At 64.9% G+C, this 17,492-nt stretch carries 20 protein-coding genes; 7 read left to right on the top strand and 13 right to left on the bottom strand.

Features of this window, described 5'->3' with window-relative positions; translation table 11 throughout:
* Positions 1-409: 409 nt before the first annotated feature.
* The 4 genes from FV222_RS05015 to FV222_RS05000 all read right to left on the bottom strand — a co-directional run bounded on the left by FV222_RS05015 (position 410) and on the right by FV222_RS05000 (position 2,809).
* Positions 410-760: an MmcQ/YjbR family DNA-binding protein gene (locus FV222_RS05015; protein WP_147813309.1), complete on the bottom strand. Its 351-nt coding sequence runs from the start codon at positions 758-760 to the stop codon at positions 410-412.
* A 52-nt stretch (positions 761-812) separates the two neighbouring features.
* A complete protein-coding gene (locus tag FV222_RS05010) occupies positions 813-1,349 on the bottom strand; it encodes a glyoxalase superfamily protein (RefSeq protein WP_147813307.1) in 537 nt (178 codons plus the stop codon).
* A 196-nt stretch (positions 1,350-1,545) separates the two neighbouring features.
* The gene (locus FV222_RS05005; protein WP_147813305.1) at positions 1,546-2,244 is read right to left on the bottom strand and encodes a hypothetical protein; all 699 of its coding nucleotides are present in this window, start codon (positions 2,242-2,244) and stop codon (positions 1,546-1,548) included.
* Between the two features lie 166 nt (positions 2,245-2,410).
* On the bottom strand, positions 2,411-2,809 hold the full coding sequence (locus tag FV222_RS05000; RefSeq protein ID WP_147813303.1) for a hypothetical protein: 399 nt from the start codon (positions 2,807-2,809) through the stop codon (positions 2,411-2,413).
* A gap of 149 nt (positions 2,810-2,958) precedes the next feature.
* Between FV222_RS05000 and FV222_RS04995 the strand changes: the two genes are divergently transcribed.
* Together FV222_RS04995 and FV222_RS04990 are read left to right on the top strand one after the other, a co-directional pair.
* Positions 2,959-3,363: a lysozyme inhibitor LprI family protein gene (locus FV222_RS04995; RefSeq protein WP_187277224.1), complete on the top strand. Its 405-nt coding sequence runs from the start codon at positions 2,959-2,961 to the stop codon at positions 3,361-3,363.
* Between the two features lie 107 nt (positions 3,364-3,470).
* On the top strand, positions 3,471-4,007 hold the full coding sequence (locus tag FV222_RS04990) for a hypothetical protein (protein ID WP_147813299.1): 537 nt from the start codon (positions 3,471-3,473) through the stop codon (positions 4,005-4,007).
* A gap of 304 nt (positions 4,008-4,311) precedes the next feature.
* On the opposite strand, the gene FV222_RS04985 is transcribed toward FV222_RS04990, so the two are convergent.
* The gene (locus FV222_RS04985) at positions 4,312-5,211 is read right to left on the bottom strand and encodes an SDR family oxidoreductase (RefSeq protein ID WP_147813297.1); all 900 of its coding nucleotides are present in this window, start codon (positions 5,209-5,211) and stop codon (positions 4,312-4,314) included.
* Positions 5,212-5,310: 99 nt separating this feature from the next.
* Between FV222_RS04985 and FV222_RS04980 the strand changes: the two genes are divergently transcribed.
* The 3 genes from FV222_RS04980 (at position 5,311) to FV222_RS04970 (ending at position 8,324) form a co-directional block, all read left to right on the top strand.
* Entirely contained in the window at positions 5,311-6,174 is an 864-nt protein-coding gene (locus tag FV222_RS04980; protein ID WP_147813295.1) for a helix-turn-helix transcriptional regulator, read from the top strand.
* A gap of 459 nt (positions 6,175-6,633) precedes the next feature.
* Positions 6,634-7,203 carry a PilZ domain-containing protein gene (locus FV222_RS04975; RefSeq protein ID WP_238273184.1) on the top strand — a complete coding sequence of 190 codons (570 nt, stop codon included), beginning with the start codon at positions 6,634-6,636 and terminating at the stop codon, positions 7,201-7,203.
* 11 nt (positions 7,204-7,214) lie between these two features.
* Positions 7,215-8,324 carry an HD domain-containing phosphohydrolase gene (locus FV222_RS04970; RefSeq protein ID WP_187277223.1) on the top strand — a complete coding sequence of 370 codons (1,110 nt, stop codon included), beginning with the start codon at positions 7,215-7,217 and terminating at the stop codon, positions 8,322-8,324.
* Between the two features lie 452 nt (positions 8,325-8,776).
* Here the strand turns inward: FV222_RS04970 and FV222_RS04965 are convergent, their stop codons facing one another.
* Positions 8,777-9,121, bottom strand: coding sequence for a DUF3768 domain-containing protein (locus tag FV222_RS04965; protein WP_147813292.1), 345 nt, complete (start codon positions 9,119-9,121; stop codon positions 8,777-8,779).
* A 5-nt stretch (positions 9,122-9,126) separates the two neighbouring features.
* On the bottom strand, positions 9,127-9,846 hold the full coding sequence (locus FV222_RS04960; protein ID WP_147813290.1) for a hypothetical protein: 720 nt from the start codon (positions 9,844-9,846) through the stop codon (positions 9,127-9,129).
* Positions 9,847-10,146: 300 nt separating this feature from the next.
* On the opposite strand from FV222_RS04960, the gene FV222_RS04955 reads away from it, so the two are divergent.
* Positions 10,147-11,196, top strand: a complete 1,050-nt coding sequence (locus tag FV222_RS04955) for a zinc ribbon domain-containing protein (protein ID WP_147813288.1) — start codon at positions 10,147-10,149, stop codon at positions 11,194-11,196.
* A gap of 83 nt (positions 11,197-11,279) precedes the next feature.
* On the opposite strand, the gene FV222_RS04950 is transcribed toward FV222_RS04955, so the two are convergent.
* From FV222_RS04950 to FV222_RS04935, 4 genes are all read right to left on the bottom strand, one after another.
* Positions 11,280-12,050 carry a slipin family protein gene (locus FV222_RS04950; protein WP_147813286.1) on the bottom strand — a complete coding sequence of 257 codons (771 nt, stop codon included), beginning with the start codon at positions 12,048-12,050 and terminating at the stop codon, positions 11,280-11,282.
* A gap of 199 nt (positions 12,051-12,249) precedes the next feature.
* On the bottom strand, positions 12,250-13,086 hold the full coding sequence (locus FV222_RS04945) for a hydratase (protein WP_147813284.1): 837 nt from the start codon (positions 13,084-13,086) through the stop codon (positions 12,250-12,252).
* 37 nt (positions 13,087-13,123) lie between these two features.
* Positions 13,124-15,508: a DNA topoisomerase gene (locus FV222_RS04940; RefSeq protein ID WP_147813282.1), complete on the bottom strand. Its 2,385-nt coding sequence runs from the start codon at positions 15,506-15,508 to the stop codon at positions 13,124-13,126.
* Positions 15,509-15,525: 17 nt separating this feature from the next.
* Entirely contained in the window at positions 15,526-15,771 is a 246-nt protein-coding gene (locus FV222_RS04935) for a hypothetical protein (RefSeq protein ID WP_147813280.1), read from the bottom strand.
* A gap of 342 nt (positions 15,772-16,113) precedes the next feature.
* Between FV222_RS04935 and FV222_RS04930 the strand changes: the two genes are divergently transcribed.
* On the top strand, positions 16,114-16,413 hold the full coding sequence (locus FV222_RS04930; RefSeq protein WP_147813278.1) for a DUF6356 family protein: 300 nt from the start codon (positions 16,114-16,116) through the stop codon (positions 16,411-16,413).
* Positions 16,414-16,457: 44 nt separating this feature from the next.
* On the opposite strand, the gene FV222_RS29345 is transcribed toward FV222_RS04930, so the two are convergent.
* Complete coding sequence (locus FV222_RS29345) at positions 16,458-16,598, bottom strand: hypothetical protein (RefSeq protein WP_187277222.1); 141 nt, start codon at positions 16,596-16,598, stop codon at positions 16,458-16,460.
* Between the two features lie 299 nt (positions 16,599-16,897).
* A complete protein-coding gene (locus tag FV222_RS04925) occupies positions 16,898-17,266 on the bottom strand; it encodes a hypothetical protein (RefSeq protein ID WP_210248453.1) in 369 nt (122 codons plus the stop codon).
* Positions 17,267-17,492: the final 226 nt, after the last annotated feature.

The raw sequence follows: 17,492 nt of genomic DNA, 5'->3' as shown, positions 1-17,492 counted from the left end.
GCGACGACGATGTGAGCCGTGTTCGTCATAGGTCCAGACACAGGGCCGATACAGCGCCATCCCGCGCCATCCCCTGTATCCAGACCCAGACCCTATCCGCACAAGGCAGCCGTCACCGAGCGCTTACTGATGTGGCGGGATGCCGTGTTTGCTCCGCCGCTCACGCCGGTGCAGAGGCGCTATCACGAGTTCCTACGAGAATGGGGATTTTACGATCATTCGTGATGCTGACCGTGGCGGGTCCGAAGTGCTGGTTGATGGGGGGCATGCTTGCCTGACCATCGCCAGTGACAACGGGAGCTGCGATCTGACGCTCCTTTCGATGTCATCAGGACCATTCTTCCCCTGCAAGTTCGCGTTTGCCCAACGGATGATATCGTCCAAGGCCTCCGGGGATGAGACAACGGCGTCACGCGCCGCCATCCCGTCGGCGCCGCGTCCGCGGCTTCGGGGCAGCCAGACGATGGGCGGCTGCGAGAGCCGAGCGCAGGGTCGCCTCATCGACGGCAGAGAGATCGCATCTGGTCGCCCCCATCCGCCCCCATCCGCCGGGTACCGGGCGGAAAGCCTCTGGCACCAGCTCGCAGAAAAAATCGCGATGATCCGGGTCGAACATCAGGTTGATGTCGAGGGCGGCCTCATCCAGCGTCGCGAATGTCTTGCGCGGCGTCCGGAACGCGGTCCTGTGGAAGTGTGGGCCAGAGGTCACCGCCTCAAGCGTCGCGATGAGCGTCTTCACGTGTTCGATGTCGACGCCCATCGCTGCCCTCTTCCTTTCAGTCAGTGACTGATCGAAGCGACCGGTTCTCCAGTCACCCGGCGCGGCGCTCGCAGAACCGCAGCCGGTTCCCGAACGGGTCCGCCACCTCCAGCACGTCGCCCCAGGGTGCGTGCTCGATGCCCGGCCGAGCATAGCCGTAGCGCTTGTTGGTCAGTTGGCGGTGATAGGCATGGACACCCCGCATTGGCACGAACACCGTCGAGCCAGGGCTGGCATCGCCATGGTGCTCGGACAGGTGCAGCCGCAAGCCGGCGCGGGCGACCTCCATGTATAGGGGCAGACTTGGCTCGAACCGGTGCTCGAACCCAGCCTCGAAGCCGAGGAAGCCGCAGTAGAACTCGCGCGCTTTGGCCTCGTCGAAGATACGTAGGATCGGCACCGCCTCCAGGAATCGTGGCACGTTCTCCGCAGGGCGGTCGAGGGCGGCGGAAGCGGTGTTCCAGTCGTCGTGGCCGAGGCTGGCGGCGACGAGTTCGAGGGTGGTCGCGTGCGAGACGGCGAGGTCCCGGGCGGACAGCGCGGCGCGCAGCCGCTTGGCCATAGCCTTCGCCTGGTCGACGGTCGTCATGGTACTCTCCCCAAGCCGGCGTCGGTCCGTCGGTGCTCGCATTGCCGACCCGTCGCCGGTCAGGGATCCGGTGGGGGTGGTCGTCCGCGATGCATTCACCATCCCGTTCCCGGGGCGAGCGGCAGGCAGCATCGGCCTGGCGCCAGGCTAACCGAGGTCGGTTTTAACGCCAAGACGGCCGCTCGCTCTCGGCAGACTACGACCCCGTGCTAGCGGTGATCTCCTCGAAAGACCCGCTCGCCGCGAGGCGCAGGATGCCCGCTGCGCCACCGTGTGCGTCGAGCCACCGGCTGACTTTGCAGGCGGCCCTGGCGTAGAGGCCCGCGCTCTCTGCTGTCTCTATCCAGGCCGCACGCGCGGTCGGCAGGTCGCTGCCTGGTTCCACAAGACAGCGCTCCGCGCCTGGTGCGAGGTAGCGTGGATCGTCGGACACGACCACGGCAAGCCCCTCGTCGAACCATTGCGGCACGGTGCGCGCGAGCGTTGCCCTAAGGCCGATCCGCCTATGGAGTTCGGCGTGAGCCAGCTCATGGGCCGCGATAACGGTATCGGCCCCCCGGGGTGACAGGATCAGCGCTCGGTCGAGCAGGGTGACGCCGCGCGAACCGCCGCCGAGGGGCCGGTAACAGGCCTCGGTCGCGCAGAGCAGCACGCGGGGGGACGACCGCAGGTCGCCGTAGAACTCACGTACCCGGGCGCGCGCCGTCTCGATTGTCGCCTTGGCAGCGGCGCGACGGTCCGGAGACATGTCACCCTCGACGTAAACGCCGTCGCCCAGATCGGTGAAACCGTAGCAGGACGGGCAACCCGCGGTGGCTGCGGCCGGGTAGGTAAAATGGAGGACCGCAGTCGCGGCGGCTCCCACGATGACGAGCAGAGCGATGATTCTCTTCATCGGTTCCTCTCCCCCGTTGCGGGCAGCAAGGACTGCCGGAAGGCACAGAAGTCGATCCTGCCGCGGCGCCATCTCTCGCGCCAGCCTAGCGACGGTCTCAGCCAGAAGGGGCTCACGGTGAAGTGATCCGGCTTGTCGCCATCGCCCGACCTGCCGGCCAGCTCATTCAACGTTGACCGGCAACGCCTCTGACGGCGAGCTGCCAGTAGACCGCCCCGCCCACCGCCCCGGCGACCGCGGCTTGCACCAGGTGATCGACCGTGACGGGCAACAGGCGCCCCAGGACGAGACCGATGGCGGCACCGCAGGCCATGTGGATGGCCGGGTGGCGCAGGCCCAACCGGACCGAGACGGCCAGGCACAAGAGGAAGCCCGGCATCGCGAAGACCGTCACGAACAACGTGGCCATGACGAAAGTGATTGCGACCGAGCCCCAGTCGGATGGGAACACTGGCTCGGCGACGGTTGGGGGTGAAGGCTCGACCAGCGCGGCGGACGCTCCCACCAGCATCAAGACCGTTATCGCCGCCGCCACGGCGGCGAGGTAGCCGCCGAGCACCCGCACGACCGGGTCTCGGCGTTGGTCTGTCGTGGCTCGGTTCGGCGTCGTAGCCTCCCAAGGTGTGTTCTTGGGCGACGTTAGCCCGCCATGTTACCACCGGCAAAGTCTCGGGCACGGCCGCGATGATGGTTCTGTCCGCAAGGAGCCTCGCAATGAAGCAGGCATGCCTCGCTGTCCTGATGCTCTGGTCGACGGCGGCGGCGGCGGAGGTGCCGACGCTCTGCGCGGACGCCCCGAACCAGATCGAGGGGACGCTATGCGCTAAGCGCAAGTTGGACGATGCTGAGGTCGGCCTCGCGAAGGTACAGGATGCCCTTCAGGCCAAGCTCGACCCGAACGGGCGGCGCAACCTCGACCTTGCGCAGAAGGCATGGCGGCGCTTCCGCGACCTCGAATGCCAGCTTGAGACCGGCTACGACGCTGAGCACCCCGATAGGAACGGCTCGATCATGCCCATGCTCATCGGGGAATGCGAGACCGCCATGACCGAGCGCCGGACCCACGACCTGACGGACCAGTTGGCTTGCCCGGGCGGGGACATGTCATGCGAGCGGTAAGCGTCTTGCGGCACTCGGCGACCTACCTCGGGGCATCCGCGGCATTCGCTATCGTGGCGCCGGCTGCCTACGCGGCAAGCTTTGACTGCGCCAAGGCGTCGACTGGAATGGAGCGCCTCGTCTGCGGGGATGCCGCCCTCGGTGCCCGGGACGAGATCATGGCGAGGCTTTACGCGGCCGCCCTTAAGGCCGGCAAGCGCGATGGGGTCGAGGCGCGGCAGCGAAAGTGGCTGAGGACCGCTCAGATCTGCAACGCCTCAGTCTGCCTGGCCGAGGCCTACGACAGGCGGAACGCCGAACTACAACGGTCCGAGGTAGGGACCATCGTCGGCACGGACTTCTTCAGCGAGGAGCCCAAGGGCAACCACGCGACCCTCAACGTCGTGGGGCCGGTCCACGGCTTCGCCAGCGTGTCCCTGTCGTCGACGTACATCGGGGCCGGCGGCGAGGAGGCGGGCGATGTGTTCGCCATCGGGACTGACGCCTTGTTGGACCTCCGGGAAGGGCGCGCCACCTTCTCCGATGGCCCCTGCAGGCTGGCCTTTGCGCCGCTGAATGCGGACCGTTGGGAGGTCACCCAGTCCGGCACCTGCGAACTGCCCGGCGGCACGGTATTCGCCGGCGTCTACCGTCGCCTGCCTTGACAGGACTGCGACCGGCCGCCGGTCGCCATTACGCTCGCGACCCCTGACAATCATCGGCTGACAGGCGGTCGATGATGGAAGACGCACCAGCGCGGACGCTCATCAAGGCGGGGCGGGTTCGCTGAGCGTCCGTCCGCCTGCGCCCGGCACGTCCGCTTATGAAAAGAGCCCTGAACTCGTTCTACGTCTGGCTCGGGTCGGGACCCGTCCGTTTGCTCTACGTTTAGGTCGGATGGGTTCGCGACTTTCTGCGGTCGACAGGTGAAGGCGTCGAAGAGGCCGTTCTCAAGCGTCGTCCACCTTCTCAAGACGAGGCACGGGAGTAGTCCATCCGCTCAAGGTCGGCCAGCAGGCCCGGTCCGGTCGGACGCCAGCCGAGCCGATCCTGCGTCCAGACACTGGACGCTGACATGTCGTGTCCGGCGAACAGGCCGAGCCACCCGAAGTGTCCGGCCATCTCCTCCGACGAGATGGCAGATACCGGCGCCTTCAGGCCGCGGCCGACGACCTCCGCGATGTCGCGGGCGCTGACACCCTCCTCGGCGACCGCGTGGTAGCGAGCACCCGCCTCCGGCTTTTCCACCGCGAGGCGATAGAGGCGCGCGACGTCGAGGACGGGACCTGCCGCCCAGCGGTTCGCTCCGTCCCCGACATAGGCTGATACGCCCTTGGCGCGCGCGAGATCGACAAGGTAGGTCACGAGCCCCTGCTTGACCGTGTCGTGGACCTGCGGGAGGCGCATCACCGAGACGTTCACGCCCTCGTCCAGGAGTTTTGCCCCCGCGAGTTCCGAGGCCACGCGGGGGTTCGGGTACTCGGCGTTGAAGACGTCCTCGCGTGCCGCCTGTCCCGGGGCCGGGGAACCGAGGCCGACCCCGGAGGTGATCAGGAGGGGGCGGTCGGACCCCTTGAGCGCCGAGCCCAGGGCCGCGATGGCGCGCCGGTCCTTCTCGCAGTTGGCGACGAAGTCGGAGAAGTCGTGGTCGAAGGCGGTGTGGATGACCCCGTCCGCCATGGTGGCACCGCGACGGAGGCTGTCGACGTCCTCCAGGTTGCCGAGGAACGGTTCTACGCCGGCTTCGGCAAGGGCCCGCGCCCCAGCCTCTGACCGTGTCATCCCCAGGACTCGATGGCCCGCGGAGAGGAGTTCGGGGACGATGGCCGAGCCGATGAAGCCGGTGGCGCCGGTCAGGAAGATGAGCATTGGAAGCGGTCCGATTGAGTCCAGACGCCAACTATCCCCACAACGTCGATCCCGTTAAAGTAGTGACCGTATCCCGGTATACCGACTAACAGGATCGCCATGCTTGCCAGCTCGGAAACCTCGCTCGGAGCATACCTGCGAGACAGGCGGACCAGGCTTGATCCTGCCGCGCTCGGGTTCTCCGGCCGCCGGCGCACGCCCGGCCTGCGCCGGGAAGAGGTCGCCCAGCGCTCGAACATCAGCGCCACCTGGTACACTTGGCTGGAGCAGGGACGTGGCGGAGCGCCCTCGGCCGACGTCCTGAACCGCATCGCGGTCGGGTTGATGCTGACCGAGCCAGAGCGCGAGCACGTGTTCATGCTCGCCCTTGGGCGTCCTCCCGAGGTCCGCTACACGCCGAAGGAAGGGATCACCCCGCGCCTGCAGCGTTTGCTCGATACGCTGGAGGTCAGCCCCGCGCTGATCAAGACGGCGACCTGGGACGTGGTGGCCTGGAACCGCGCCGCCGCCGTGGTGCTGACCGACTGGGACACGGTCCCTCCCAGCGAGCGCAACATCCTGCGCCGCATGTTCGGCGACCCACGTGTGCGGGCAGCTCAACATGATTGGCTTAGCGTCGCCCGCTATGTCGTCGGCGCGTTCCGGGCTGATGCGGTGCGGGCGGGCGCCGCATCCGAGGTCAACGCACTGGCAGAGGAACTCAGTCGCACCAGCCCGGAGTTCGCAGCCCTGTGGCAGGAGAACGACGTCCGGGCGCACACAGACGGGATCAAGCGGCTCCGGCATCCGATCCTGGGCTTCATCGAGCTGGAGTTCTCGGCCTTCTCCGTGGACGGCCGTCCAGATCTCGGCATGATCGTCTACAACCCCGTCATGCAAAGCGTTCGGGATGGTATCGGCACGCTCCTTCGCGGTACTCACGAGAGGGTCGAGACCGAATGCCCCCTTACGGAGCCCCTCTAGCAGCGTATGTGCTGGTGGCAGCCCGGGACCTACTAACCTGCTCAACATCCGGCCTGGGTGGATTTTTGCTGGTCTGCTTTAGGGACGTTTGATTGAGGAAGCAGACCTTCGCGCGAAATAGAGATGTCGACTGCTTCGCGCCATCTCGGTAATCCAAGAAGCCGGAGTCGACCCTCAATGACGAACGCCCAACGTGGCGGCTGCGGCGGCCCTCCGCATAAGGGAACAACGCTCCCACGCTGATCAAGCGCTGAGGAACTTGGCCTCGCACTTCGCTAGAGAACGCCGGGGCCAGTCAGTTGCCGCCGTTGCATCCCGCCAGTTCCGGAGCCGTCGCGGTCACGGTCACCATGCCGGCACCACAATAAGGTTGGCTCCCTAGCGAATTTTGCATTTTTCTCAACCTGAGATAGTTTGTAAACCTATAGCCTGCTATATAGGGAGCAGATAGTAATCTAGTTGCGTGCTGTAGCCTCAATGATTGAGACTCAAGGAAGATTTCTCTTAGAGAACGGCATCGAAGCACTCTGCGTTGCCCGGATCTCACCAAGCTCAGTCTTCGAGATAATAAGACGCGGCGGAATGCTTCCGGTTCGGCGTGGTATGAAGGCGACTTGCTACCTTGACGCAGTCGGGGTTGTGCCTGGGCTGATTGGTGAGGTGAGCCCCGCCGGTTTCACGATGCTTGTCGAAGCAAGTGGAGAGCGTCAGACCAGGATTGAGGATCGACTGACGTGGCTCCGTGCCCGTGCCGGCGACACGACCGACCAGCGAAGTAATCCTCGGATCGTACCGGCTCAGAGGGCTGTCAACGTAAGGCTTCCGAACAGCCAGACGATTGTTGCTGAGATCCTTGATCTTTCGATGTCTGGCGCAGCACTCGCTACGAGCGAACGCCCTGATCTTGGGTCGGCCGTCACGGTGGGGAAGCGGTTCGCTACGGTTGTACGACAAACCGCGGATGGGATCGCCGTTCAGTTCAAACTCCCCTTCAGCCCGATCACTTTCAACGAACATGTGGTGCTGTGATGGGGCAACCGGTGATCGAGACGAAGGAAGGCTACATCCTGCTCGTGACGGACCGACTAGACCGCGGCGAGGCAGTTGCCGAGGCCCTTGGGATCGCCATGGACGTCCGCGTGACAGGGCCAGATTTCTACAACCAGGATCACGGCGACCTCTCAGGGGACGTCTGCGAGGGCGTTGTTACGGACATCGCCTTCAATCGTGAGGCCTCAGTCAAGTCCCTACGTCAAATCCTGCGCAACAAGGGCATGCGCGAGGCGCCGCTCATGAGCATGCTGCGCAAGGTCGACGGCAGCGAAGGCGAGAATAACTTCATGCGCGCCAAGGCCGTCGGCGCCAAGATCTGCCTCTCGGCGGCAACGCCGCCGCGCAAACTCGCGGCGGCGGTCGTGAACACGACGCATCCCGATCAAAGCATCGTAGATCGGATCGTCAACCGCGGGCTCGCCAAGTCTGGCTTGGCGGTGGGCGCCATCCTGAAAGTCGTCGATGCGGGCGGCGCCATCGACCTACCGACCGTCGATGCAGGCGTCGATCCCGTCATCAACGCCATTCGGCATGGTGGCCTCGCACGCTGGCTCGACAGCGTCTGGGTCCACGACGACACCACCTACCAGCATTCCCTCCAGGTCGCGGGACTGGCCGCCGCCGTGGCGATGAACCTGCACTTCCCGAAGGCCGACCAGCAGCGCTTTATTCGCGCCGCACTGATGCACGACCTCGGTAAGGGGCGCATCCCGCTGAAGATCCTGAACAAGCCAGGCAAGCTCGACGACGGCGAATGGGCCGTGATGCGAACCCATGCCAAGATCGGCCATGACATCCTCGTCCGCGGCGGCGTGACGGACGAACTCACGCTCAACACGGCCCTCCACCACCATGAGATGCTCGACGGCACCGGCTATCCTGACCGGCTGCGCGGCGACGGGATAGCCGATCCCGTACGTCTCATGACGATCTGTGACATCTACGCGGCCCTCATCGAGAAGCGCCCGTACAAGGCCGCCAAGAGCCCCGAGGAAGCCTTCGGTATCCTCTACAGCATGGGTGACAAGCTCGAACGCTCGATGGTGGACGCTCTCGCCAGGGCGGTCCTCAAACCCGAGGAGCGGGAGGCTGCCTGAAGATTGTCCACAATCTGAGGGGTAATCCCCTGCCGTAAGCAGCGCTGATGCGTCTACACGCCGAGCGGCTCGCCCAAGCTCTCATGCGTAGCGACCATCAGATCGACTGGTTGGTGTGGCACGTCGAGGTTGCAGTTCCGCTGGCGAAAACGGATGCAGCTCTGTTGGTAGCCCGCGTCGGCTGTTCAAACGTCGGCAGAACGTGCGTCTCGGATGGTGGTTGGGGCGATGCATGCGTGTCCGTTTTGGCACATCGCGCTACTAACCCAGCCAAATGGCTTTCGGCGATTTCTTGTCTTCCACATGAGCGGGGGCTTACGTCCGCTTCTCGGGCATGAGGATGTCGTCTCGCACGACTGAGTTGGCTCGGTACCCGCCCGTCTGCTTTTCCTCATGACAACGGATCAACCGACATGAGCACCCAGACCGTCGAGAGTACTGGCCGGATCACCTCAGTACTCCTCGACCGGCATGACGGTGAGAATGGGGGTCGTCACTGTTGGGTCAGCTGGATCGGGTGGGGCGAAGCTAAGGTCGTGATCGTAGCAATCGATCTTCCAAAAGCAGCGCATGCCCGCCGCCGCGACCGCACCAAAATCTTGCTCGCCGTGCGAATCGTCGGTCGGGTCGAAGCGGTCGAAGGCCCGCACCGCCGACAGCACGGCGGCGTGAGTGGTCTCGGGCAGCGCCGCCACCCCAACGGTCACAACGACCCTGCCACCAGTGAGGCTTCGGCGGAAGGCATCGTTGAGGGCGCGCACCCGCGCCGCATCGGTGAGGGCGGCGACGCCCGCCATAGCGGTTACGCCAGCTCAGCGGCGGCTTCAGGGTGGAGCAGGGCAAGCGCTCTGCGCGACCGGCTGAACTGCGGTAGGTCGGGATAGTCGGCCCATTGAAGGACGAAGTGATCATCGGCCTTGGTCAGGACGACCTGGGCGGCGTAGTAGCCCCCCTCCTCATCATCGGCGAGCACCAGGGACCCGAGTCCGATCTGCGAGTGATCACTTGGAGCCTTCGCACCAATGCGCGTCGCAGGCGGGTCGCCAGCGCCCGATCCGCCCGCCGCGCCACTCGGGTTGCGCCCAGCCCCGCCTCCGGCCTCAGCGGCCTTGCCAGCGGCTTTAACGGGGCTTGAGGTGTCAGGGGTGCCGGTCGCAGCCAGCAACTGGTCATAGATCGCTCCGCTGCAGAACGGCACGAGCGCTTTGCCCGAGCCGAACAGCTTCCCCAAAGTGAGCTTCGCGGCAAGGCCGCGTAGGGCGTCGGTGTCGGCGGTGACAAGGAAGAAATCCATCAAGTCGGCCGCCTGCTCGACCGCCGCCTTGCTCCCGATGAAGCGGGCACCGTGTGCCTTGCCACGCTTGTCCAGGCCGAACAGCATCAGCGTCGCCGGGTCGGTGGACGATGCCGGCTCCTTGCCAGTGACAGGCTTCGTCGGGGCTATCTTCGTTCGTACACTGGGCAGCGGCGCAATTGAAGCCAGCACCGGACCGGGGGTGGGCAGCATGAGGGCGGTTTGCATCAGTTCTGGGTCCTGTAAACGAAGAAGGCGACCCGAGCGGGCCGCCTTTTGGCTGGAAAGGTGTGAGGCACCTAGTCGAGAGACGGGCTGCGGCGTCGGCGACTGGGGTCGCAATCGGCGGCGGCTCGGGCTCATCGGGCACCTCGTCGGGTGAAGCCGCAGGGTGCGGCACGTCGAACATATAAGGATTTTATTCTTAATTCAAGTCAGGCTGCTTTTGCGACAGGGTTCGCTCTCGGTTCAGGGTAGTTGTCGAGACTTCGATGAGCGACACCGACTCATTGATGAGGAGGCAAGCCATTGCGATCTGGGTCCAGACTATCCGAACGCTGGTTCAACCTCGTCCTCTGGGTCGTCGCACTGGCCTTCGCCGGCTTCCTGATCGGCCTCGGCTCGCTCGTCGTTGGCGACCTGCCAGAGGTTGAGCATCGCTACACTCTGGAACAGTTCCTCGACGGCGACCGGTCAGGTGCCGCGACCGTCGCCTTGAAGCAGATCCGCCGTGAGCAGGACGACAACCGGCGACAGGCGGAGCAGACGCAGCTTGCCCTTGATGCTGCCCGCTCGGCCTCCGAGGCGGCGCGCGAAACCTTCGCGAACTGGCTCAAGACCCGCGACGCCACCAAGCGCGTCGATCAGGATCCAGGGCTAATTGCCCGCACCGAACGGCTCGATGCCCTGAAGGCTGCCGAACGCACGGTCGAGGAGCGGTTGGAGGCGCTGGCGAAGGCGGGGCTCGATCTCTCCGAACGTGAGGCGGCACAGGCGAGTGTCGATGCTGACCTGCGAGCCGAGGCGCAAGAGAAGCTTGACGCGGCCGAGCGTGGGCAGGAACTTCGGGTGTTCGGGTATCGCCTCGCCCTGACCCTACCGCTCCTAGTGCTTGCCGGATGGCTTCTGCTGAAGCGCCGGCACACGCGCAACTGGCCGTTTGTCTGGGGCTTCGCGCTGGCGGCGGCCTTCGCCTTCTTCGTCGAGTTGGTCCCCTACCTACCGAGCTATGGCGGCTACGTGCAGTACGGCGTCGGCGCGTTCGCAACGCTGATCTTCGGACGGGCGGCCATCAACGCGCTCCACGCCTACAACGAGCGCCAGAAAGCGGCCGAGCTTCGACCTAATGAAGAGCGGCGAACCGAGATCGCGACGGATCAAGCCCTACAGCGACTGGCCAAGAAGGTCTGTCCGGGCTGCGAGCGGCCCATCGACCTAGCCAATCCAACTGCCAACTTCTGTCCGCACTGCGGTATCGGCGTCTACGAGCGATGCCCAGCCTGCGACCATCGGAAAAGCACCTTCGAGCGTTTTTGCTACGCTTGCGGCAAGGTTGGACCGGCGGTCGCTTCAACTTAGTACGGGCGTGACGGGGACATGCTGGACCCGTGCCATCTAGCGGCGGAAGCGGAGTCATCAGTTAGCCGCTGCGATGCAGTCGCTCAGTCGGCCGCTCCCTTCGGCAAGCCAGCGATCTTCGCTGCGGCATGGAGAAGCTCGACCGGCAGCATCGCTATGATCGTGCTGTTATGCTCGACGCCGATCTCCGTCAGGGTTTGAAGCCGCCGTAATTCCAGCGCGCCCGGCGCGGTCGCGATCATCGTTGCCGCCTCGGCCAGCTTCTGCGCCGCTTCGTTCTCACCCTCGGCCTTGATGATGCGCGCCCGCTTCTCGCGGATGGCCTCGGCTTCACGTGCAATCGCGCGCTGCATCTGCTCGGGAATATCCACGTCCTTGATCTCGACAGCGTCGATCTCGATGCCCCAGCGCCCGGCGGCCGTCGCGAGAAGCTCCAGCAGGCGCTTGTTGATCGCGATGCGGTCCTTCAACATCTGGTCGAGGTCGCTTTGGCCGATGGCGTCGCGCATACCGGTCTCGGCCGCTTGGATGATCGCCGAACGCCAGTTCTCGACGGCCGTGACGACGCGGGCGGGATCGACAGCGCGATACCAGAGCACGGCGTTCACTTTGACGGCGACGCCATCGCGGGTGATCGTCTCCTGCGTCTCAAGCTGAACCGTGATCGTTCGGATATCGACCTTCACGACGCGGTCGATGAACGGGATCAGCCAGTACCAGCCCGGCCCCTTCGTGGTCCCTAGCCGTCCGAGGCGGAAAAGGACCGCCCGCTCGTACTCCTGGTTGATGCCGAGCGTCTTGAGGACGAGCGTCAGCAGGACGACCGCAATGGCGGCGATGATCGCGTAATCCATCAGGCGCCCCGACCTGCCATGGTTTGTTCGCTGTATCAGCGCACGCTGGACCTTCGATGCCTGAGCGGCAAGGGGCCGCTCGGCTCACAAGATGAGCAGACCCACGGCCGATCATTTGCTGTTGCGAGCTTGAACCGGAGCTCGGACGCGGCGACATCCCGGTCGTGAAAGCCGCCTGATATTGCTCTACGGCTTGGTCTCAGAATGCGAGCCGAATGTCTACGAGCGGCAGACCTGAAAGGGCCGTACTCCACGTCTCCCCGGCGTTGATCGGATAAGCGTTCGTCAGGGTGCCCGTTGTGATGACCTCACCTGCCGCAAGCGGTGGGCTGCTGGGATCATCTGCCAGCACCTCGACCAAGTGTCGTAGCGCCGCCAAGGGGCCGCCCTGAAGGACGTTTGATGCGCGACCGGTTTCGATGATTTCCCCGTCGCGGTGAAGCTGGACGTCGAAGCGGCAGAGCGCGCCCAACCATCCTGCCTCCGTCTCGGGCGTCACCGGTGCGGGCTCTCCGACATAGAGAGCACCATGTAGGCCGAACGCCGCAACAGTATCAGGTGCGCGAAATCGCCAGTCGGGAAAGAGCGATTGCACCACTTCAAAACCGAGCGCGACCCATCCGACGCAGGCGATCAATGCCCGCTCATCCATCCCCGCCTCGGGAGCTCGGGCAAGCCCGAACACGATTTCTGGCTCGATACGTGGCTCAACGAAAGGAGCGAGCGTGACCGGGCCTGAGATGTGAGCGAGGCTGTGCCGAGTGGTGTCGTAGACGTAACCCCAGATTGGCGCATTGATGTTGTACTCGGCCCAGATCGTCGTGTTGGTGAAGCCGATCTTTCGGCCGATCACACGCTGGCCTCGTAACTCGCGCAAGCGCCGGACCTTGGCGGTCACTCGGTAGGCGTCGGTGAGGCCGAACGATCCGTTGCACTCAGTAAGAAGCTGGATGTGCCGGCGCTGATCAGCGCCTGTTAGGATCGTCTCGGCATGATTGACGAATGCGTCGGCGTTCTGGGTGGGGTCAAAGCTCATCCGGAGGGCGTATCACACCGGCGGTACGCCGGGCACGTCAGGCTCTGCGACGAACTTTTGGCTTCCGTGCGACACCTGCCGACGAGACGCGCTGGCCTGGCTTGTCTGCCGACCCCTTAGCCAACCGCACCGAGCCCCGTGTCTCGGTCACGGGGTGCCGGGTTTCAGGTGCACGAGAATCAAGGAAGCGGCGGCAGGCGTCGAAGTCGGTCTCGACATCGGGCGGGCAGACTATGCCCTGTCGTTCGGCCAAGCTACGGGCATAGCGCACCATCGCGTCGCTCGGTGTACGAGATGCGCCGAGCCCGCTTCCCTGTTCCGCCTGCGGCGCACGGGCGCCCGCGTGGGTGTCGAGGAAGGTGCGGCACGCGCTGCTGCTGCTCTTGCAGCCGCGCGGCAGCCGCACGCCCTTGCGCTCGGCCAGCGAGACCGCGAACGCCACCATGGCAGGTGTTGGTGCGCGGTCGTCGTCTTGGACCTTTGGGATTAGGCTCGGATCAAGCTGGATCACGCCCGCGCCCGAGATCGCCCCGATCAACTCGTCCAATCGAACGCGGGTACGCTGCCGGAAGGCTTCTGCACGCTGCACAGCTTCAGCGCGGGTAGCGGCCCGGCCAATCTCGGCGAGCTCCGCCTCGAACACGGCTCGACCGACGGGATCGCCGTAGGCGGGAAACACCTGCCTGACAGCCCCGATGAAGGCGCGTCCAATTTCGGTGACCTCAATGGCTGGGTCTTTGCCGGTGCCGAGCGCGATGTAGCAACTCTTGAGAAGCTTGGGCAGGATCGTGTCGCGCGTTGCCGCCGTACCAAGCCCCTTTGGCTCGTTCGGGTTGACTGGGTTCTCCAGCGCTCGCTTCACTACGGGATCTTCGACTTGGTCGATGAGGCGGCCCATCACCACGGGCAACTCGCCGCGCGTGATGCGCCGGGGCGGCTCGGTCACAGCCGTAACGACCTTCGCGCCCGTCGCGGTCCCGTCCTCGCCATCACGGACAGTCGGCAGCCGCGTAACGGCGGGTTCCTGCTCGCGCTTGGCCTTGCCCGGTATGAGGTCAGGCTCGATCTCAGCCTCGCTTCCGTAGATGGCCCGCCAGCCCGGCTCGCGCACCATGCTGCCGCTGACCGAGAACGGCTTAGCGCCTACCGGCGTAAGGACCTGGGCTGAGATAAGGGTGCGTGCGTCGATGCCGTCGGGCAGGTGCGCGGCGAGGTACGCTTTGGCGATGAGCTCCCAAAGTCGGAACTGGTCGGCTGTGAGGCGGCCGCGCTCGGGCACTCTGCGCAGGGGTACGATGGCATGGTGCTCACCCGGATCCTTGACGTAGTGGCCCTTCGTGCCGCGCCGCAGCACGGGCTTACCGTCAGCCGGAATGAGTGGCCGCAGCTCGGGCAGCACTTCGAAAAGAGCCAACATAATCGCAGGGGCATCGCCGATCTGTCCCTCCGGCAGGTACTCGGATTCGGTGCGCGGGTAACTCAGGTAGCCCTGGTCGTAGAGCTCCTGGGCAAGGCCGGCCGTGTGCTGCGGGTCCCAGCCGAATCGCTTGGCGCAGCGGCGGGCGAGCGTGTCCTTCGAGAACAAACGCGGCGGGCTACGCCGCACGTCCTTCTGCTCGACGGCAAGCGGGCCTGACCAGCCTGCCGCTGCCTCCCGGATTGTCTCGGCAACGGCGGGGTCGAGGATGCGCTCCTTCGGTGCATGCCACAGGGTCAGAGCGGCACCGGATGGCATGCGCAGGTGCAGGGCGACCTTGAAGAAGTCGTGTGGGACGAATGAGCGAATGCGTTCCTCGAGATCAGCCAGGATTGCCAGCGTTGGTGTCTGCACACCCCCGAAGCGCCAAGGCTCGCGAAAAGCCGGGGGCCGAAGGCGAAGTGAGATCGCGCGGGTCCCATTCAGGCCGAGATGGTAATCCTCATACTGGCGGCAGAGTGCTTCCAGATAGGCCGCGTAATCCAGGTCCCCTGACGTGGTCTCCCGAGCCAGGGAAGCGAACGCACGCCGGATCGATACATCATCGAGGGCACCGAGCTTTAGCCGATCCACGCGCCCAGACCAGCCAAGGTGCTCCAGCACCTCCCAGGCGATCATCGAGCCCTCGCGACCGGGATCTGTGGCGATGATAACGCGCTCGACGCCTTGCAACGCCTGCCGGATCGCAGCGAGCTTGGGGGCATGCGATTGGCCGGAGCGATTCTGACCGGCGGCGACCGGGATCGTGTCGAGCACGATGGGGAGTGCCTCGAAGCGCCAGGGCTTCCACTCAGGCCGTATGCTGCCGGGTTCCTCGGCGGTCAGCAGGTGTCCTTCGGCAGCGACGCTGACCGTGCTCGGCGAGCGGAAGAACCGCTGAAGCTGCCGCATCGCCGAGGGCTTCTCGAAGAAGAAAAGCGTGCGGCCGCTCGGCTGAGGAGACATGGCTTCCTTGCAAGATCTCAGGCAGCCTGCGCCGCTCTCTCGGCGCGTGTCACGAAGGGCTGAACCAACACACGTCGGCCGCTGAGGTCATGGACGCTGACGCTCCACTCCGCCCAATTTTCCTGATCGTCGAGTTCATTCATGACGCTCTGCGCTACCTCGAACGCGCGGCGCGTCAGTCGCTCGGGACGGCGAACATCCCGACCAACCGAGTCGAGGACGAAAGCGACGCCATTGGTCGCGTGAAAGCGATAGCGGGCCATGCGGTGCAGATCCCCTCAGCAGCATCTGAGAATGCATCGGTTCGCGTTCTGTTCTACCTGGAGCAGTACGCGGGAAAGCGCAAGCCACAGCGCGGCCGATCCAATTCTTACACTCAAGCTAACGCGGATCGCTCCCTCCTGGCGGCGGGGGCGTAAGTTCGGAGGGTTAGCAACTTCGCGAAGCCAGGGAGCGGGCGAAGTTCCCAATCATGATACCGCGAAGAGGTGCAGGCTCGTCTGCGCCGACGCTGTGACCCTCAGCTTCATGCCCCGTTAACCACGTTGGCCCAGTTCTCGCTGGGGTACGTTCTGCAGGATGGCGCACTGACAGGGAGACACCCCATGACGATCAGGCACCTTTTCACCGATCATCCTTCCTCGCTCGGCGAGACCTATCCAGAGCATATGCGCGCTTCCCTGAGCTATGCCGTACCGCTGCTCGGAGCGGCGATGGCTGCCTTCGTGCACGCGGTGTTTCCTTTTCTGCACACGACGACGGCAAGTGCGGCGGTGAAGCGTCTCTACGACCGCATGAATCGCCGATGCGTCGCCTGTCCATCAGGTCGGGTCCACCGCCCCGATCTCTTCGCGCGAACGCCCTCGAAAGTGGCGTTTAAGCCGGGTCTGATGTACGAAATCTGATATCAGCGAGGCAGCCGTTTCCGATGGCGCGTCATTGAAGGTGGTCAGAGCCGCTGCTCGATGTGGCGCGGCTCTCGAATGATGCCGTAGGCGGGGCGCCACCGCCCGATCCGCCCGGCGCGCCACAGCTTGCCCTCGGCCCCGCCTCCGGCCTCAGCGGCCCTGCCTGCGGCTTCGAGGGGCATCACGGAGCCACGTCATCGCGGACATCAGCCACGCCAGCATGAGCGCGCAACGGTGGGGCGCATCGGCGACCTCGTGGCTCACATGCCGGGCGCGGACGAGCGGATGCGGGCGACCAACGACGCCACTAAGGCGGATGCGCTGACGCGAACGGCCTAAACTTCAGATGTCCTGCTGACCGCGCCGCACCGGGCGGGGCCAACGATCTACCAAAGTTGACGGCGTGGGCTCCGGTCGGGCCGAGCGCCTAAGTTATGCTGGCCGGCGTGCTATGCCTGCAACGAGCCTGGGATGAAGTCCATCATAGGCCAAGTTGGACACAATAAACACGTCCATCAGCGCAAATTGTGCGTGGGGTTTTGATCGTCAACTTCGGTTTGCGCCCACCCTCTGTGCGCGCGTGGCCAGCATTGCGCACCGCTCGCATCAAGAGCTCATGCCCTGCAAACTCAGACTGAAAACGGGCGGCCGGGATCAGCACCTCCATCCCATTATGATCCGGTCCCCAGAATCCGACCGTAGCTTCGAACTGTGCTTTGGTCAGTGGGCGGTCAAGGCTCGCAATCTCGATCAGCTCTGAGCGGTGGCGCTCGACATAAGAGAGGATCGGGGCGCGCGGGTCGGTGGGCACGTTGGTGCTTCCTAAAGCCTCCCGCATGACCGCCTGCACCGCAGCAAGGGGGCTTCCCCACTGCTCCGGTTGGACGCCCCAATGCCGTGCGAGCAGTCCCGCGACCGCAACGAGTGCGAAGCACTTCTGTACGCGAGGTGATCGGCCCCCACGAGGTGGTCCAAGGGTAAAGTTAGTGCACGGTGGGCCGCTCCGCCACGGATAGCTTGGCCGGCGGAGCTGGTCTGGCAAGCGCAGCCGGCCAAGCGGAGAAGGCTGGCATGAA

This window comes from Methylobacterium sp. WL103 (assembly GCF_008039885.1).
In the GTDB taxonomy this organism is placed as follows: domain Bacteria; phylum Pseudomonadota; class Alphaproteobacteria; order Rhizobiales; family Beijerinckiaceae; genus Methylobacterium; species Methylobacterium cerastii.
The sequence above is the reverse complement of the archived record's forward strand: the minus strand, read 5'-3'. Positions and strand labels throughout refer to the sequence as shown.